Source organism: Mesorhizobium loti CJ3sym, assembly GCF_000472785.1.
GTDB lineage: Bacteria > Pseudomonadota > Alphaproteobacteria > Rhizobiales > Rhizobiaceae > Mesorhizobium > Mesorhizobium loti_E.
On sequence record NZ_AXAL01000054.1, the window covers coordinates 1 to 14,289 of the forward strand.

General features: G+C 63.1%; 13 protein-coding genes. 2 read left to right on the plus strand and 11 right to left on the minus strand.

From position 1 onward, the window contains the following. The 7 genes from A3A9_RS0135830 to A3A9_RS0135860 all read right to left on the minus strand — a co-directional run. The coding region (locus tag A3A9_RS0135830) for a transposase (RefSeq protein WP_027062753.1) at positions 1–214 on the minus strand (214 nt) is incomplete at its 3' end. 72 nt (positions 215–286) lie between these two features. Further along, positions 287–2,674, minus strand: coding sequence for a polysaccharide biosynthesis tyrosine autokinase (locus A3A9_RS0135835; RefSeq protein ID WP_027062754.1), 2,388 nt, complete (start codon positions 2,672–2,674; stop codon positions 287–289). Between the two features lie 136 nt (positions 2,675–2,810). Continuing rightward, positions 2,811–3,707, minus strand: a complete 897-nt coding sequence (locus A3A9_RS0135840) for a UTP--glucose-1-phosphate uridylyltransferase (protein ID WP_027062755.1) — start codon at positions 3,705–3,707, stop codon at positions 2,811–2,813. 74 nt (positions 3,708–3,781) lie between these two features. Then, positions 3,782–4,765, minus strand: coding sequence for a glycosyltransferase family 2 protein (locus A3A9_RS0135845; protein ID WP_027062756.1), 984 nt, complete (start codon positions 4,763–4,765; stop codon positions 3,782–3,784). Next, positions 4,755–5,699, minus strand: a complete 945-nt coding sequence (locus A3A9_RS0135850; protein WP_027062757.1) for a glycosyltransferase — start codon at positions 5,697–5,699, stop codon at positions 4,755–4,757. The genes A3A9_RS0135845 and A3A9_RS0135850 overlap by 11 nt, the downstream gene beginning before the upstream one ends. Continuing rightward, on the minus strand, positions 5,699–6,688 hold the full coding sequence (locus tag A3A9_RS0135855) for a glycosyltransferase family 2 protein (RefSeq protein ID WP_027062758.1): 990 nt from the start codon (positions 6,686–6,688) through the stop codon (positions 5,699–5,701). The genes A3A9_RS0135850 and A3A9_RS0135855 overlap by 1 nt, the downstream gene beginning before the upstream one ends. A 15-nt stretch (positions 6,689–6,703) precedes the next feature. Then, positions 6,704–7,876 (minus strand): hypothetical protein, encoded by a 1,173-nt coding sequence (locus A3A9_RS0135860; protein ID WP_027062759.1) that lies wholly within the window; start codon positions 7,874–7,876, stop codon positions 6,704–6,706. A gap of 187 nt (positions 7,877–8,063) precedes the next feature. On the opposite strand from A3A9_RS0135860, the gene A3A9_RS0135865 reads away from it, so the two are divergent. Further along, positions 8,064–9,560: a lipopolysaccharide biosynthesis protein gene (locus tag A3A9_RS0135865; RefSeq protein ID WP_027062760.1), complete on the plus strand. Its 1,497-nt coding sequence runs from the start codon at positions 8,064–8,066 to the stop codon at positions 9,558–9,560. A 46-nt stretch (positions 9,561–9,606) separates the two neighbouring features. After that, positions 9,607–10,629, plus strand: a complete 1,023-nt coding sequence (locus A3A9_RS0135870; RefSeq protein WP_027062761.1) for a phosphoribosyltransferase family protein — start codon at positions 9,607–9,609, stop codon at positions 10,627–10,629. 19 nt (positions 10,630–10,648) lie between these two features. Here A3A9_RS0135870 and A3A9_RS0135875 read toward each other — a convergent pair whose 3' ends face one another. The 4 genes from A3A9_RS0135875 to A3A9_RS0135890 all read right to left on the minus strand — a co-directional run. Next, positions 10,649–11,728: a glycosyltransferase gene (locus tag A3A9_RS0135875; protein ID WP_027062762.1), complete on the minus strand. Its 1,080-nt coding sequence runs from the start codon at positions 11,726–11,728 to the stop codon at positions 10,649–10,651. Positions 11,729–11,803: 75 nt separating this feature from the next. After that, a complete protein-coding gene (locus tag A3A9_RS0135880; protein WP_027062763.1) occupies positions 11,804–12,253 on the minus strand; it encodes a hypothetical protein in 450 nt (149 codons plus the stop codon). 13 nt (positions 12,254–12,266) lie between these two features. Next, entirely contained in the window at positions 12,267–13,709 is a 1,443-nt protein-coding gene (locus A3A9_RS0135885; protein ID WP_027062764.1) for a GMC oxidoreductase, read from the minus strand. A 64-nt stretch (positions 13,710–13,773) separates the two neighbouring features. Beyond that, positions 13,774–14,289: UDP binding domain-containing protein (locus A3A9_RS0135890; protein ID WP_027062765.1), on the minus strand; the 516-nt coding region annotated here is incomplete at its 5' end.

Below are 14,289 nucleotides of genomic sequence, written 5' to 3' on the forward strand. Positions count from 1 at the left end.
CACCGGCCTTGCGCCACCGATTGAAGCGGTTGACGCATGTCGTGTGCGGGCCATAGCGCTCCGGAATGTCCGCCCAAGGCGCTCCGGTCCGCAATCGCCAGAATATCCCGTTCAAAACCCGCCGGTCGTCAACACGCGCTACGCCCCGCGGCTTGTTCGGCAACAAGGGCTCGATGACCGACCACTCAAAATCCGTAAGATCAAAGCGCGCCATTCATACCTCCATCATGAGAGGAATGAATCACCCATCAAACGTTTTGGGAATCCCATTTTATGGGTCTATGACCTAGACCGACGCCCTGCTCCGCACCTCGGACTTGTCGAGATAATAGCTCGAATATTTGTCGAAGAATTTCTCCGACGCGCCGAACGATCCGTATTTGGCGAGCTTCTTCAGGTCGACCTTGTTCAGCACCGCGCCGACGATCTTGTTGGCGACATAGGGTTCGGATTCCAGCATCGACCGCACCATGGCGCGCGGCGTGCGCCCCCATTCGGTGACCAGCACGAAGCCGTCGACCAACGGCGCGAAGGCCTTGGCGTCGACCACAGGCCCAAGCGGCGGAAGGTCGACGACGATGTATTCGAACGTCTCCTTGGCGTTCTCGATGAAGCGCCGCATTCCGGTCGAGGACAAGAGCTCGCTGGTGTGCGAGAAGTTGCCGCGCAGCACGGCCGGGATGATCGCCAGCTTGGTCTGCCGGTCGATCTTGCCGACGGATTGCCAGGTCTGGCCGTTGACCACCGCTTCCATTAGGCCCTGCTCGGCCTCCATGCCGAGGCTGCGGCTGAGGCCGGGATTGCGCAAGTCACCGTCGATGAGCAGCGTCTTGGCGCCGTTGGCGGCAAGCAGCCCGGCGAGATTGGCCGCGACCGTCGACTTGCCTTCGCCGGGAAGGACCGAGATGACGCCGATGACGCGGCTGCCTTGCCCTTCCATGACAACGTCGAAGGCGATCTTGGCGCTGCGCAGCGTTTCGGAGAACATCGATGCCGGAGCGTCGATGCTGACCCGCATGCGCGCGCGTCTTTCGCTGGCCGCCGGCGATCTGGCAACTTTCTGATCCGGCTGCGCCTCGGCCTGCTTGTCCTCCCTGGCGGATTTGCTGCCGATGGTCGGCAGGTAGCCGAGGAATTTGAGGCCGACGCGGTCGCGTACCTCCTCGCCCGTCCGGAAAAAGCGCTCGTTGAACTCGTTGAGGCCGCCAAAGCCGGCGCCCATCAGCACGCCGAGCACCAGCGAGAGCCCGAGCACCACCACCGTGCGCGGGCTCGAAGCCGCCTGCGGCATCGAAGCATCCGAGATGATGCGGATCTTGCCGACCGGGAAGGATTGCTGCTGCGCGGCTTCCTCGTAGCGGCCAAGGAACGTTTGGTAGAGCGTGGTGAGCGCCGTCGCCTTCTGGTCGAGGTCGCGCAACTGGACTTGCGACTGGTTGTCGATGGAGCTCTTGCCCTGCGCCGAGGCGACGTTGGCCCTGAGCGCGGTTTCGCGCGCCAGCGCCACCTCATATTCGTTGCGATAGCTTTCGGTCAGTTGCTTCAGCTCGCCGAAAATCTGCGTCGAAATGTCGGCCTTCTCCTTGGCCAGCGCCACCGCCTGCGGGTGCTGTGGGCCGAAATTGGCCTCGACATCCTGCAGCCGCTTGGCGACGGTGAGATAACGGGTCTTGAGCGCTGCGATGACCGAGCTGCTCGGCTGGTCGGCCGATATGGCGGCGTCATTGAAAGCGTTGTCGGAGCCGCTGTCGATGATTGCCTTGTACTGCTGGTAGCGGGCGCTGGCGCGTGCCGTGTCGGCCTGTGCCACGATGAGCTGGGCGTTCAGATCGGCAAGCTGCTTGTCGCTCATCAGCTGGCCGTCACTGTTGGCGGACAGTCCGTGTTCGGCCCTGAATTTTTCCACTGCAAGCGACGCCTGCTGCGAGCTTTCGCGCAGTTCCGTCAACCGGCCCTGCAGCCAGACCGCCGCGCGCTCGGTGGCGTCGAAGCTGGCATCGAGCTGGTCGGCCAGGTAGGCTTCGGCATAGGCCTTGGTGATCGCCGCCGACAATGCCGGGTCGGTCGACTGATAGCCGAGCGCGATGACGTAGCTTCGCCCGACACGCTCCGCCCTCACCTCGTTCTGCAGCTTGAGGATCGCATAGTCGCGACTCGACGTTGCGATAAGCGCATCACGGGTTGCAGGGTCGAGCTTGCTGATGTCACCAACGCCGGGAATGGTGGGGCTGGGGCGGACATACTGGATCAGGCCGCGGATGAACCCGACGCCCTTGGCCAGCGCCGACTGCGGCGGGTTCATGAAGGCATCGTTCTGGCTGAGCTTCAGCTTGTCGACGACCACCGCGGCAAGGCGCGTCGAGGTCAGGATTTCGATTTGGCTGAGAATGGCGGAATCGGTCTGCATCGTCGTCGACGCCGCCGAGATGTCGTCGACGATCTTGTTCAGGCCTTCGTCGATCAGCACGCTCGATACCGAGACAAATTTGGGCGGCGTGGTCTGCAGGTAGAGCATGCCCAAGAAAAGGCCGATGGCGGCGCACACGGCAACCACCTTGGCCTGCCGCGCGGCCATGCCAAGCAGCCGCTCGATGTCGATGAAGTCCTCACCGTTTCCTGCATCCGAATTCGGCAATGGCATCCTCTTGTCGAGAGGAAAGTTGGCATAATTCATCGTCGGTCCAATTCTAGCTTGCAGGCGCCTCGAAGATCGGGAGCATCGCCAAAAGCAACGCAAGCATCGTGCCAGACTGCGCAGGTCAGTCGACCCTCGCCGTCAGCCGCCCGACAATGCTCCCGAAAGATGGGCATTATGCGGCTTCTTCCTGACGTTCATGCGACCGGACGAACTCCTGAAGCATCTCGAAAACCGGGCCCTTCATGTCTTCGCGCGCCAGCGCGAAGGCGATGTTGGCCTGGATGAAGCCTTCCTTGGAACCGCAGTCGAACATGCGGCCCAGGAAAGGCTGGGCAAAGAACGGCTGGTCCTTCGACAGGCGAACCATGGCGTCGGTCAGCTGGATCTCGTTGCCGGCGCCACGCTGCTGATTGCCGAGCAGCGCGAAGATCTCGGGCTGCAGGATATAGCGGCCGTTGATGTAGAAGTTCGACGGCGCGTTGGCCGGAGCCGGCTTTTCGACCATGGCCGAGACCTCGAAACCGCTACCTATATCGGCGCCGCGGCCGACGATGCCGTATTTGTTGGTCTCGCTCGGATCGCAACGCTCCACGGCGATGACGTTGCCGCCGGTGCGTTCATAAAGTTCGACGGTTTCGGCGAGACATCCGCGCCCGCCGAAGGACACCATATCAGGCAGGAGCAAAGCGAAAGGCTCGTTGCCGATGACCTCGCGGGCACACCAGACGGCGTGGCCAAGGCCCTGCGGCGACTGCTGGCGGATGAAGGAAGTGGCACCGGCCACCGGCAGCATGCTTTCGAGCGCTTCCAGCTGGGTCTTCTTGCCGGTCTGCTCCAGGGTGCCGATCAATTCCGGATGAAGGTCGAAATAGTCCTCGATGACCGCCTTGTTGCGGCCGGTCACGAACACGATGTGCTCGATGCCAGCTTCGAAGGCCTCGTCCACCGCATACTGCACGACAGGCCTGTCGACGACGGGAAGCATTTCCTTCGGCATCGATTTGGTCGCCGGCAAGAAACGTGTTCCAAGCCCCGCCACCGGTATCACGGCCTTCCTGATTTTCTTCATCGCAAATTCCTTCTGAGGAGATCGACTACAGTTCCTTCACAGGCCACGAAAAATCCCTCCATGTGCCTGCATCTTCACCTCCCCACCCCCACGGCAAACTGTGCCGCTACGCGTCGCAACCGCACGGCGATCGGCATGCCCATATGCCTGACCGCCGCCGGGTCGCTGAGCGCCGTCCGGATCGCCTTGAGCGGGGACCGCGCCTTGATGTGTTGGACCATCGCCAGGAAGGAGGCCGCCTTGCGCAGGCTGCGGCCGCGCCGGGCGAACGCCGCCTGGGCTGCCTCATCCATCCGATGGGTTTGAGCGAATATCTCGTCCGCCTTGCGCATCGCTTCGACATGGTGAAGCTCGAGCACACGCGAGATGGAGCCGCTGCGGATATGATAGGCATAGCCGATATCAGGCTCGACCACGCATCTGCCGCCCTTGGCGAGCGCGTCGGCAAACAGGATGTAGTCCTCGCCGATCCTCAGTTTCTCGTCATAGCGAAGCCGGTTCTCGTCCAGGAACCGGCGCTGGAAGATCGGCTTGAGGTAGCCGAGATTGAACTTCGATTCGAAGACGATATTGCCGGCGATGTAGGTGGCCAGCGAAATCTCGCGCAAGCCTTCCAGATACTGTCGCGGGAACATCGCATCCTCGACAATGCCATCTTCGCGAACGACCTGGAGATTGTCGACGGCGATCTGGGCATCCGCCTTTTCGGCGCGGCCGATCATGGCGGCAATGCGGTCGGGAAAGACGGCATCGTCGGAATCGAGAACCGCGATCCACCGGCCGCGAGCGACGTCGAGCCCGGCATTACGAGCGCCGCCGGGACCACGATTCCTGGCCAGCGCGACGACGCGCACGATCTCCTGCGGATAGGCCCGCGCCACGTCGAGCGTGGCATCGCGCGACTGGTCGTCGACGACGATGATCTCGACGTTGACATCCTTCTGCGCGATGGCACTGGCGATCGCCCGGTCGAGGGTCACCTCGGCATTATAGGCAGCGATGATGAAGGAGACATCGGGGACTGAACCATCGGGGGTCGGGGAGACGTCAGGCTGCACGCTTGCCTCCTTCCCCAGGTGAGGATTGGCCGTAGAGGCGGATTTCGCGGATGCCGACAAGGCCGCTCACAACGCCGACATGCATGATGCCGCGCAGCACGCTGCGGTTCCTGCGCTCCGGGCTGGCGACAACGGGAAGTGCCGCGGCGAAACAATAGACTGCCTTTGCCGCAGCGACACCGACATGCTTGACCAGCCCAATGCCACGCGCGCTGCTGCCCAGCAGGTGACCGTGCGTCTGACCGACGCGAAAACGGCGACGGCCGAGCCAGTCGAACGCGGCTCTTGAGCGCGGCACCACCTCGTCCACCCAGGCGTCTTGAGAGAAGGCGATCGTGCCGCCGGCCTTGACCATCTGGTCGAAGAGCTCGGTGTCCTCGCCGCCGGTCTGCCCGCGCGCCAGGCTGAAGCGGCGGCCACGCAGGCTGTCCGATCCCATGCACAGCAGGACGTTGCAGGTGTAACCGGTGCGGATCTCGCCGCGCACCCAGACCGGCAAGGTCGAGTGGAAATCGCCGCGCCGCATCCAGGCGGGCGCATCCGGGTGGTAGAGCGCGCGTACCGGGCCGAGCACGGCGGTGGCGCCACTCTCTTCAGCCGTCGCGACCAGTTCAGCCAGCCAACGGGCGGAGGCGGTTTCGTCGTCGTCGAGGAAGGCGAGGAAATCCGCCGCGCTGGCGTCAAGGCACGCGTTGCGGGCGATCGAGATGTTGCGCGCCGGGGCATGTCTATAGCGGATCGGCAACGCCAGTTCCCGTGACAGCGCCGTCACCAGTGCCTGCGCGCTTGGCGTGTCGTCATTGTCGGCGACGATGACGCTGATATCAAACCCTGCCGGCATCTCCATGGCGGCGAGCGAGCGCAGCGTGTCGGCCAGTTCCGGCCGCCGGAACGTGCACACGCCAATGTCGATGCTGCGGTTCTTGCCGGCCATCACGCCACCCTGCGTCGTGCGCCGAGGCCGAGAAGCTGCAGCCAGAAGCCGACGGACCAGCCGAAATGCATGACCATGGCCGAAACGCCGGCGAGCGCGATGTCGGCATTGCGCTGGCGGATGGCCGTCATCAGGCCGTAGCCCAGGCATACCGCCGCCCAGACCAGCAGCGGCACCGCCGCGATCCAATGCACGAAGGAGAAGGCCGCCAGAAGAACCACCGGGAAGACCGCCAGCGGCACCATCTGCCGGACCTTCGGGATGACGCGGTGCTTCAGCACATTCTTGGCACGGCCACGGCCATAGCCGAGATACTGGTAATAGAGACCTTTGAGCGAGGCACGCGGGTAGTAGACCATCTGCGTCTTGCCGCTCATCCAGATCTTGTAGCCGGCTTTTCTCAGCCGGTAGTCGAGCTCGGCATCCTCATTGTGGCTGAACGTTTCGTCATAGCCGCCGACAGCGCCGAAGGCCGATATCCGCATCAGCGCGTGATGGCCGTGGTCGACCCACTCTCCGGCGGACAGGTGACGATGCTTGGAGCCACCGGTGCCGAGTTTTGAATTCTGCGCCGCCGCGACCGATTTCTGCACGGCGCCGCTGCCACTGGTCAGCATCGAAACCACGACCGAATCGGCTGATGTGGCCAGTGCTTCTTCAAGCAGCCTGTCGCAATAATCGTCGGGATAGCCGCCATGCGCGTCGATGCGGATGAGATAGTCCGCGCCTTCGCCGAAAGTGCCGACAGCGAGATTGATCGCTGCACTCTGGATGCGCCGCTTGTTGTGCAACAGGATGACGCGCGGATCCCTGGCAGCAACGTCCTCGACGATGGCCAGCGTGCCATCGGTGCTGCCGCCATCGGCAACGATGATCCGGGCACCAAGCCTTGCCGCCGCCGGACAGAGCTGGTCGAGCAGCGCACCGATATGGGCTGCCTCGTTCAGGCAAGGGATCACGATCAGGCTGGAAGGAAGCGCTTGCGTCATCGGGCGATGTCCATCCTATGCCAGAGCCTCGGTCGCGAGGGGCTCGTGCACCGCGGTCAGGCGGCGCAGTTTTTCGACCAAGGCCCGGCAGTCGCTGCGATCGTAGCTCCACGTCCTCGGATTGTGGGCAAGCACGCGCGCTTTCAGCCTGCCGAAGCGGTGCTCCTCCATCTTGCCGAGCGCGGTCTCCAGCGCGTCTGATGAAGCCTGCGGCAACAGGATGCCGATATCCTGCTGGCTGAGGAACCGTCCGGTTTCCGTATGGCCCATCGAGATCGGCACCGCTCCGAAGCGGCAGCCTTCATAGAGACGGTTGGGCAGCAGCCATTCCGAATTCTGCCCCTCTTCGAAGAAATCGATCGCCCAGGAAAAATGTACGTCCCGGTAGATCGCCGCCATGTCCTCCGGGTTGCGATAGGGCCCGCGAAACGACAAATAAGGCTCGGCATCGACGAAGGCATGGAAATCGGGGAATTCGGAGAGCGCCGGGCGGCCGCGCAGGACGACCTCGAAACGCCCGTCCATGCGGCGCGTGAAATCGGCCAGCAGCTCAAGCGAGCGGCGGCAGCGCAGCGCGCCGAACCAGCCGATCCGCCATGGCGGGGCGACAGGCCCTTCCACCGCCTCAAATTCATCGGGCAGGATTGCTGCTGCCTCGAAATATTTGTTCTCGACCAGTTCGACGGGTGCCGCGACCTGGCGGAAGGGCTTGAAATAATTGGCGATGAAGGCAGGTGAACTGGTCACCAGCAGCTTCACGTCCCGCGCCAGATGGCGCTCCGTGGCGCGCAGCGCCTTGCCCAGCACATCGTCGCGGAGCACCAGGCGGTGGATGTCGAGGCATTCATAGACGATCGGCACCGTCGCACCGAAGGCCGATTTGGCGCGGCGGGCAAGTGCCAGCATTTCCAGATTGCGCGCGATGATGAGATCGGGCCGCGGCGTACTCGCAAGCTTTGAACCGATTGAAATCGTAGCTTTCGCCACGGCCGCCAGGCGCTGGGCGAATCGGCCATCGCGCGTTGCGCCAAGGTCGATCGGCCGCAATCCTTCTATATCGGCAATCGGGACGGCGGTGCGGCGGAAACCTGCCAGGGTAACCTTGGCGCCACCTGTCCTGAGCATTGTGATCCGCCGGCGAACCGCCGGATCGGAAACATCGTGCACCAGGTACAAGACATGCAGCATGAAAACTCGACCGCTGTTTGACCCCACCCAAAGGGATGCTAGTACAGCTCTTGCTGCATCGCAACATTTTTGGCGCGGCTACGGACATTTTCTGTTGCACTGCAAAATTAATGCCGTAGTTTGGCATTGGCGGCGGGCGTGGATTTTCAGGGTTCGGAAATCCGCGCAAAAATCAGGAATCCTGAATTTGGAAGCCAACCCATTCGATCCGCCAGAAGGCTCGCTCCGCAAATCGGTAGGACGCGGCGCAGTGGTTACGGCCATGGCGCAATCGGTGCGGGTGGCGACGCAGATCATCTCCGTCATCGTGCTGTCGCGGCTGTTGTCGCCGCAGGATTTCGGCGTGGTGGCCATGTGCGCGCCGGTGCTGGCCTTCATCGCGCTGTTCCAGGATTTCGGCCTGACCCAGGCGACGATCCAGAAAACGGGCATACGCAACGAAGAGGTGAATTACCTCTTCTGGATCAATGTCGCTGTCAGCGCGATCCTGGCCTGCGTGCTCGCAGGTGCCGCACCGCTAGTCGCCGCCTTCTATGGCGAACCACGCGTGACCGGTCTGGTCGCCGCATTCGGCCTGCAAATCATGGCCTATGGGCTCGGCGCGCAGCACCTGGCGCTTTTGACGCGGCGCATGCAGTTCGGGCGGCTGGCAATCATCGATGTCGCCAGCGCCGTCGTCGGCCTGGTCGTGTCGATCGCCTGGACCTTCATAGACCGTTCCTACTGGGCGCTGTTTGCCGGCACGCTGACCGGCGCGATATTGCCGACGCTGTGCTACTGGGCAAGCTCGCGCTGGCGGCCCGGCATGCCGCGCAAGGTCGACGGCATCAGCGAGCTGATCAATTTCGGCGCCGGCATCACCGGCTTCAACTTCGCCAACTTCTTTGCCCGCAACCTCGACAATGTGCTGATCGGCAAATACTGGGGCGAAGCCCAGCTCGGCCTTTATGACCGCGCCTACAAGCTGCTCTTGTTTCCGCTGAGCCAGATCACCAATCCGCTGTCGAAGGTGATGGTGCCGGCTCTGTCGAGGCTCAAAGACGAGCCGGACCGCTACCGCAGCGCCTATCTGCGCGTCATGCCGCTGATCCTGCTGGTGGCCCTGCCAGGCGTCGCCTTCGCCACCGCAATGTCGGATGTGCTGATCCCCTTCGTGCTCGGCGAACAGTGGCGCGCCAGCGCCTCGATCTTCCTGGCGCTCGGCTTTGCCGGCCTGCTGCAGCCGCTCAACAATCCGGCGGGCTGGCTTTTCGTCAGCCAGGGCCGCTCCGGCGACTTCATGCGCTGGGGCATCATCACGGCGGTGACGTCGGTGCTCGCCTTCGCGCTCGGCCTGCCCTATGGCGCGCTCGGCGTGGCGATTGCCTATGCGGTCAGCGAATATCTGCGCACGCCCTTCCTGTGGCTCTATGTCGGCAAGAGTGGGCCGCTGCAGGCGCACCATGTGCTGCGCGCCGCAACGCCGTTCGTGCTTGGCGCGCATCTGGCGCTGGCGGCGGTCTGGTTCCTCAAGCCGCTGCTGCCGCAGCAGCATGTCGTTGCCTTGGCCAGCGGCGCCATCCTCGCCTACCTCATTACAACCGTCATCGCTCTGACCTTCGCCTCCGGCCGAGAGGCTTTCCGCGAAGCCTTGAAAATGCTGCCGGCGAGGTTGCCAGCAGCAGCGCCGCGCGAGGCGCAGTAATTTGGGCGCCTTCTCCCGCTACGGACATCCACTCGAGGCCTGATCCATGCACTACCGATCGATTTCCGACATGAACGACGCCGTCGTCGGCAACCTGCACCGGCTGCCGCGCGACATCGACCTGGTGGTCGGCGTTCCCCGAAGCGGCGTGCTGGCGGCGACGCTGGTCAGCCTCGCAGCGAACATTCCGATGACCGACCTGGATAGCTTCCTGGAAGGCCGCGTCTACACGTCAGGCATCACCAAACGCCGGGCGGCACTCGACCGCAAAGTCTCTGACATGCGCAAGGTGCTGGTGATCGACGACAGCGTCGCCGGCGGCAATGCCATGCGCGATGCCCGCGCCCGTATCGAGGCTGCCGGCATCGAGGCCGATTTCACATTTGCCGCCGTGTTCGGCCTGGAGCCACAGCATCAGGGGATCGATGTCGTGTTCGAGGTCGTGCCGCATCCGCGCATGTTCCAGTGGAATTTCGTGCACCACAAATTCCTGGCGCAATGCTGCGTCGACATCGATGGTGTGCTTTGCCTCGATCCGACCGAGGCGGAAAACGACGACGGCCCGGCCTATGAGAAATTCCTCAGCGAAGCGCGCCCGCTTCACACCCCGACCCACGGGATCGGCTGGCTGGTCACCAGCCGGCTGGAGAAATACCGCGCGCTGACCGAGGCGTGGCTGGCCAAGCACGGGATCCAGTACGACCAACTGGTCATGCTCGACCTGCCGAGCAAGGCGGAGCGCCAGCGGCTTGGCGCGCATGGCAGTTTCAAGGCCGATTTCTACCGCAAATCCGATGCCATCCTGTTCATCGAAAGCGAGCATGCGCAGGCGCTGAGGATTACCGAGCTGTCCGGCAAGCCGGTGCTGTGCGTCGAAACGCACATGGTCAGCTTTCCCGATACGCTGTCGCTGCCGGCGCTCGGCCAGGCGGCGCGCAACCTGCCGGCCAGGCTGCGGCAGATCAACTCGCAGGAAGGTCGTAAGAGCGCAGCCAAGACCCTTGCCCGTGCTTTGCTTGGCGCGCGTGGCTACGAGACGCTGAAAAGCCGGGTCAAGCGCCCGGCCTGATCGGCACCATCCGAAAGAGCTATGCAGCTTGCAGCGCGCGCTGCTGCACGGCCCGGTCCAGTATCGAGAAGAAGGTGACGAACTGGCGATCCGGATCGAGCTCCGGACGCGCCGCGAAGCTGCGTGCAAGGCTGGAAACCTGATCGTACTCCTTGTTGTCGTTCCACAACAGCCTGACGGCCGCGACCCAGTCGATGAGCGGGGCGTCATAATCGAGCACCGTGCCGCCGGGGCCGATTGCTTCGGGCAGGCCGCCGCGCCGCGAGCCGACCACCGGGATGCCGCTGCAATGGGCCTCCGAGGCGACGCGCCCCCAGGCCTCTTCCCATTTCGAGGGCGCAAGCAGGATCCTGGTGCGGCCATAGATCGTCTTCATGTCGTTGGTGCGGCTCTCCAGCGTGACATTGCCGAGCGGTGCGATCGTCTCTTCGATGCGCGCCCGATGGTCGTCCTCCAGCTTCCAGCTTTCGACAAACAGGAACGGGATTTCGGGGCAGGCGCCAGCAATGCGCACCGCAAGCTCGAAACCCTTTTCCTCATAGGGGTTGATCAGGGTGACAAACTGGCCCGTGGTCGACGTGCTGTACTGCGTCGGGTTGATGGTCGGCGGGATCACTGTCGCCTCGATGCCGAACTCTTTCTTGTAGGTGCGCGCGGTGAAGTCGGAATTGGCGATGTAGAGTGCGCCGCGCAATTCGCGCAGATCGCCGCCCAGCTCGTGGAACTCGACATTACGGAGATAGACGATCAGCGGCACGCCCTCGGCCTGCAGCGCCTTGCCCAGCGGAACTGACTTGTGGCACTGGACCACCGCCACGTCAGGCTTCTGCCTGCCGACGGCAAAGCTTGCCACCTCCCAGGGAAACCATGACCGGATCACCGGGTAACCGGGAAAGCTGTCGACGACCGCGGGTTGCCGCAAAAGCTTCATCTTGGCGCGCGCCTTGAGGCCGAACATGCCATCGCCGAACAGAGCGGCGAGCACTGACGCCTCATGCCCGTGTTCGATCAGTTGCTCCGCCAGATGATGGGTGCTGGACTGCACGCCGCCACCGAATTCGGGCGGATAGCCGTTGCCGCTGGCAAACAGGACTTTCATGAACCGGCTCCTTGTCGCATTCTGATATTCTGGCTGTCTTCTCCACAGCGGCCTGACCGGGCCGCCGCTTTCGCCTCAGGCACTTTGCGGCGGATCAAGCGTCGCGAACGGGTTGGTGCATGACTGCCATCCCGTGAACCGGATCGGATCATCAGGCGAGCTGCGCCAGGCATAGTCCGTCAGCATGTGGAATTCGGCGACTGCCCAACGATCGAAATGCCTGAGATCGCGCCGCTTCTGTTTCGGCAGCAAGCCGCGTGCCTGTCCGAGCTTGGTCGTTTCGAGCAAGGTGATGGCATCGCCCAGTTTTTCGCTGGGGAATATCCACGGGTTGCGATTGCGGAACTCCAGCACAAACTGCTGCAGATGCTCGATACGCATGTTCAGCTTGCCGAGATATTTTTCGAGTGTGACGCGAACCAGGTCCTCATCCGAGAACGAGGAGACTGCCGCATAGGCAACACCGGTCGACGCTACGCCTCCCGCCAGGATGGCCAATGCCGAGCGCCGTGTGACTTCGATCATCAGGCTGCTCCTCTCACGCGATCCGGCTCGCTGCCCGCAGGGACAAGGCTGCCGCGGTCAGGCTCGGGTTGGCGCAGGAGCAGCTCGGATAGGTGCTGGTGCCGACGACAACCAGGTTTCTCAACCGGTGATGGATCATGTTGCTGTCGATCACAGAATCAGCCGGGCCGGTGCCCATCCTCAGCGTGCCCTGGACATGCGATTCCGTTGGCCGGATGCCGCGGTCGAAGAGCTTTTCGACCGGCAGCGGTGAAAGCAGGCCAGGCAATTTGTCCAGCGCCCGGGCCATGCCCTTGACCGCGTAGTCCGACGGTGCCTTGAAGCTGACGAAAGCATTGTCGTCCTCGTCGAGGGTGACGAAGTTCTCGTGGTCGAGCAGGTTTTCGGTGACCACGACAAGTGGCAATGTCTGGCGCAGCCGACCCTTCTCGGCCCGCATCCCGTGCTGCCAGCGGTTCTCGAAATAAACCAGGGCGGCTGCGTGCTCGGACCGGTGAGGACCGTCATAGAGGCCGAAATTCAAGCCAGTGGTGATGGTGCTGCCGTCGAAATTGTCGACGCCATCGAGATAGACCTCAAAATTCCAGCCATAGGATTCATGCAGGCCGCGCCCGACGAATTCGTCTCCGAGGCCGGATCGCAGCATGATCGCCGCGCTCTGGATGGCATTGGCGCCGAGAATGAACAGATCACCGCTGACCTGATATTCCTTGCCATCATTCACGAAGGTGACCGAACGGACCGTGCCGCCGACATGATCGAGCCTGCGCACTTCCGCGCCGAGGCAAACCGAAACGTCGGGATGCTCGAAGACATGCATCAGCCCGTTGTTCACGGTGAATTTGGCGTCGACCGGGCACAGCCAGCAGCGCAGATTGGCGCAGCACGAGGTGCGCTGTGAGGTCGGCACCCGGGCACGGGCGGTCGGCATGACGAAGTGCTGGTCGGACTGGGCCGCCTTCATCATCTTGTCGGGCGTCGACATGCGATGCGGCGGTTGCGGAAACGGTTTCGAGCGCGGCAGCATCTGCGCCATGTCGGGATCGCCGGAGATCGACATGATCTCCTCGGCGTCGCAGTAGAACGGCTCGATATCGTCATAGCTGATCGGCCAGTCATTGCCGATGCCGTAGGTGCTTTTCAGCATGAAATCATTGGGATGGAAGCGTGGCGTCTGCGCGAACCAGCAGTTCGTGCCGCCGCCCAGCCCGATCGTGTAATTCCACGGCTTGTCGGAATTGGTCTTGTAGGTCGTCTCGTCATCGATATCGGTGTTGGCGTTCTGGTCGAGCTGCCATTCATGCTTGTTGTGGCGGCCCCATTCCAGGACCAGGATGCGCGCCTTACGCCGCTTGGCGAACTCGTGCAGGAAGAAAGCCGAACCGAAACCGGAACCGATCGCGACAACATCGAAATGATCCCTGGTGATTTGCTCGGGCTTTACGTCCAGCACCATCAGCCACAACTCCTTTCCGCGCCGGGTGCGCGTGCCAGTTCCTGCTTGCTCTTCGGGCCCGGTCTCACGCCGCCAATCTGCCGATCGAGTGGTATTCGATGCCGTGGCGCGCCACGACCTTGGGGTCATAGAGGTTGCGGCCGTCGAAGATGACCGGCGTGGTCAGCGCATCCTTCAGCGCGTCGAAGGACGGCGCGCGGAAACTCTTCCATTCGGTGGCGATGAGCAGCGCATCGGCGCCGCGCAACGCCGCTTCCTTCGTGCCGCACAGAAGCAGATCGTCGCGCAGGCCATAGATGGCCTGGCATTCCTGCATTGCCTCGGGGTCATAGGCCTGCACGGTCGCGCCGGCCTCCCAGAGCGCTTCCATCAGCACACGCGCCGGTGCTTCGCGCATGTCGTCGGTGTTGGGCTTGAAGGCCAGACCCCAGAGCGCAAAGGTCTTGCCNTTGAGACTGCCCTTGAAATAGCGGTTCACCTTGTCGAACAGGACAGATTTCTGGTCGTTGTTGCGCTCCTCGACGGCGCGCAGCAGCTTGGCGTCGAATTTGACGCCCTCGGCGGTCTTGATCAGGGCGCG

Coding starts and splice junctions, on each gene's coding strand:
- A3A9_RS0135875 (WP_027062762.1), bottom strand. CDS start 11,728: ATGAAAGTCCTGTTTGCCAGCGGCAACGGCTATCCGCCCGAATTCGGT.
- A3A9_RS0135870 (WP_027062761.1), top strand. CDS start 9,607: ATGCACTACCGATCGATTTCCGACATGAACGACGCCGTCGTCGGCAAC.
- A3A9_RS0135885 (WP_027062764.1), bottom strand. CDS start 13,709: ATGGTGCTGGACGTAAAGCCCGAGCAAATCACCAGGGATCATTTCGAT.
- A3A9_RS0135840 (WP_027062755.1), bottom strand. CDS start 3,707: ATGAAGAAAATCAGGAAGGCCGTGATACCGGTGGCGGGGCTTGGAACA.
- A3A9_RS0135855 (WP_027062758.1), bottom strand. CDS start 6,688: ATGACGCAAGCGCTTCCTTCCAGCCTGATCGTGATCCCTTGCCTGAAC.
- A3A9_RS0135835 (WP_027062754.1), bottom strand. CDS start 2,674: ATGAATTATGCCAACTTTCCTCTCGACAAGAGGATGCCATTGCCGAAT.
- A3A9_RS0135860 (WP_027062759.1), bottom strand. CDS start 7,876: ATGCTGCATGTCTTGTACCTGGTGCACGATGTTTCCGATCCGGCGGTT.
- A3A9_RS0135850 (WP_027062757.1), bottom strand. CDS start 5,699: ATGGCCGGCAAGAACCGCAGCATCGACATTGGCGTGTGCACGTTCCGG.
- A3A9_RS0135880 (WP_027062763.1), bottom strand. CDS start 12,253: ATGATCGAAGTCACACGGCGCTCGGCATTGGCCATCCTGGCGGGAGGC.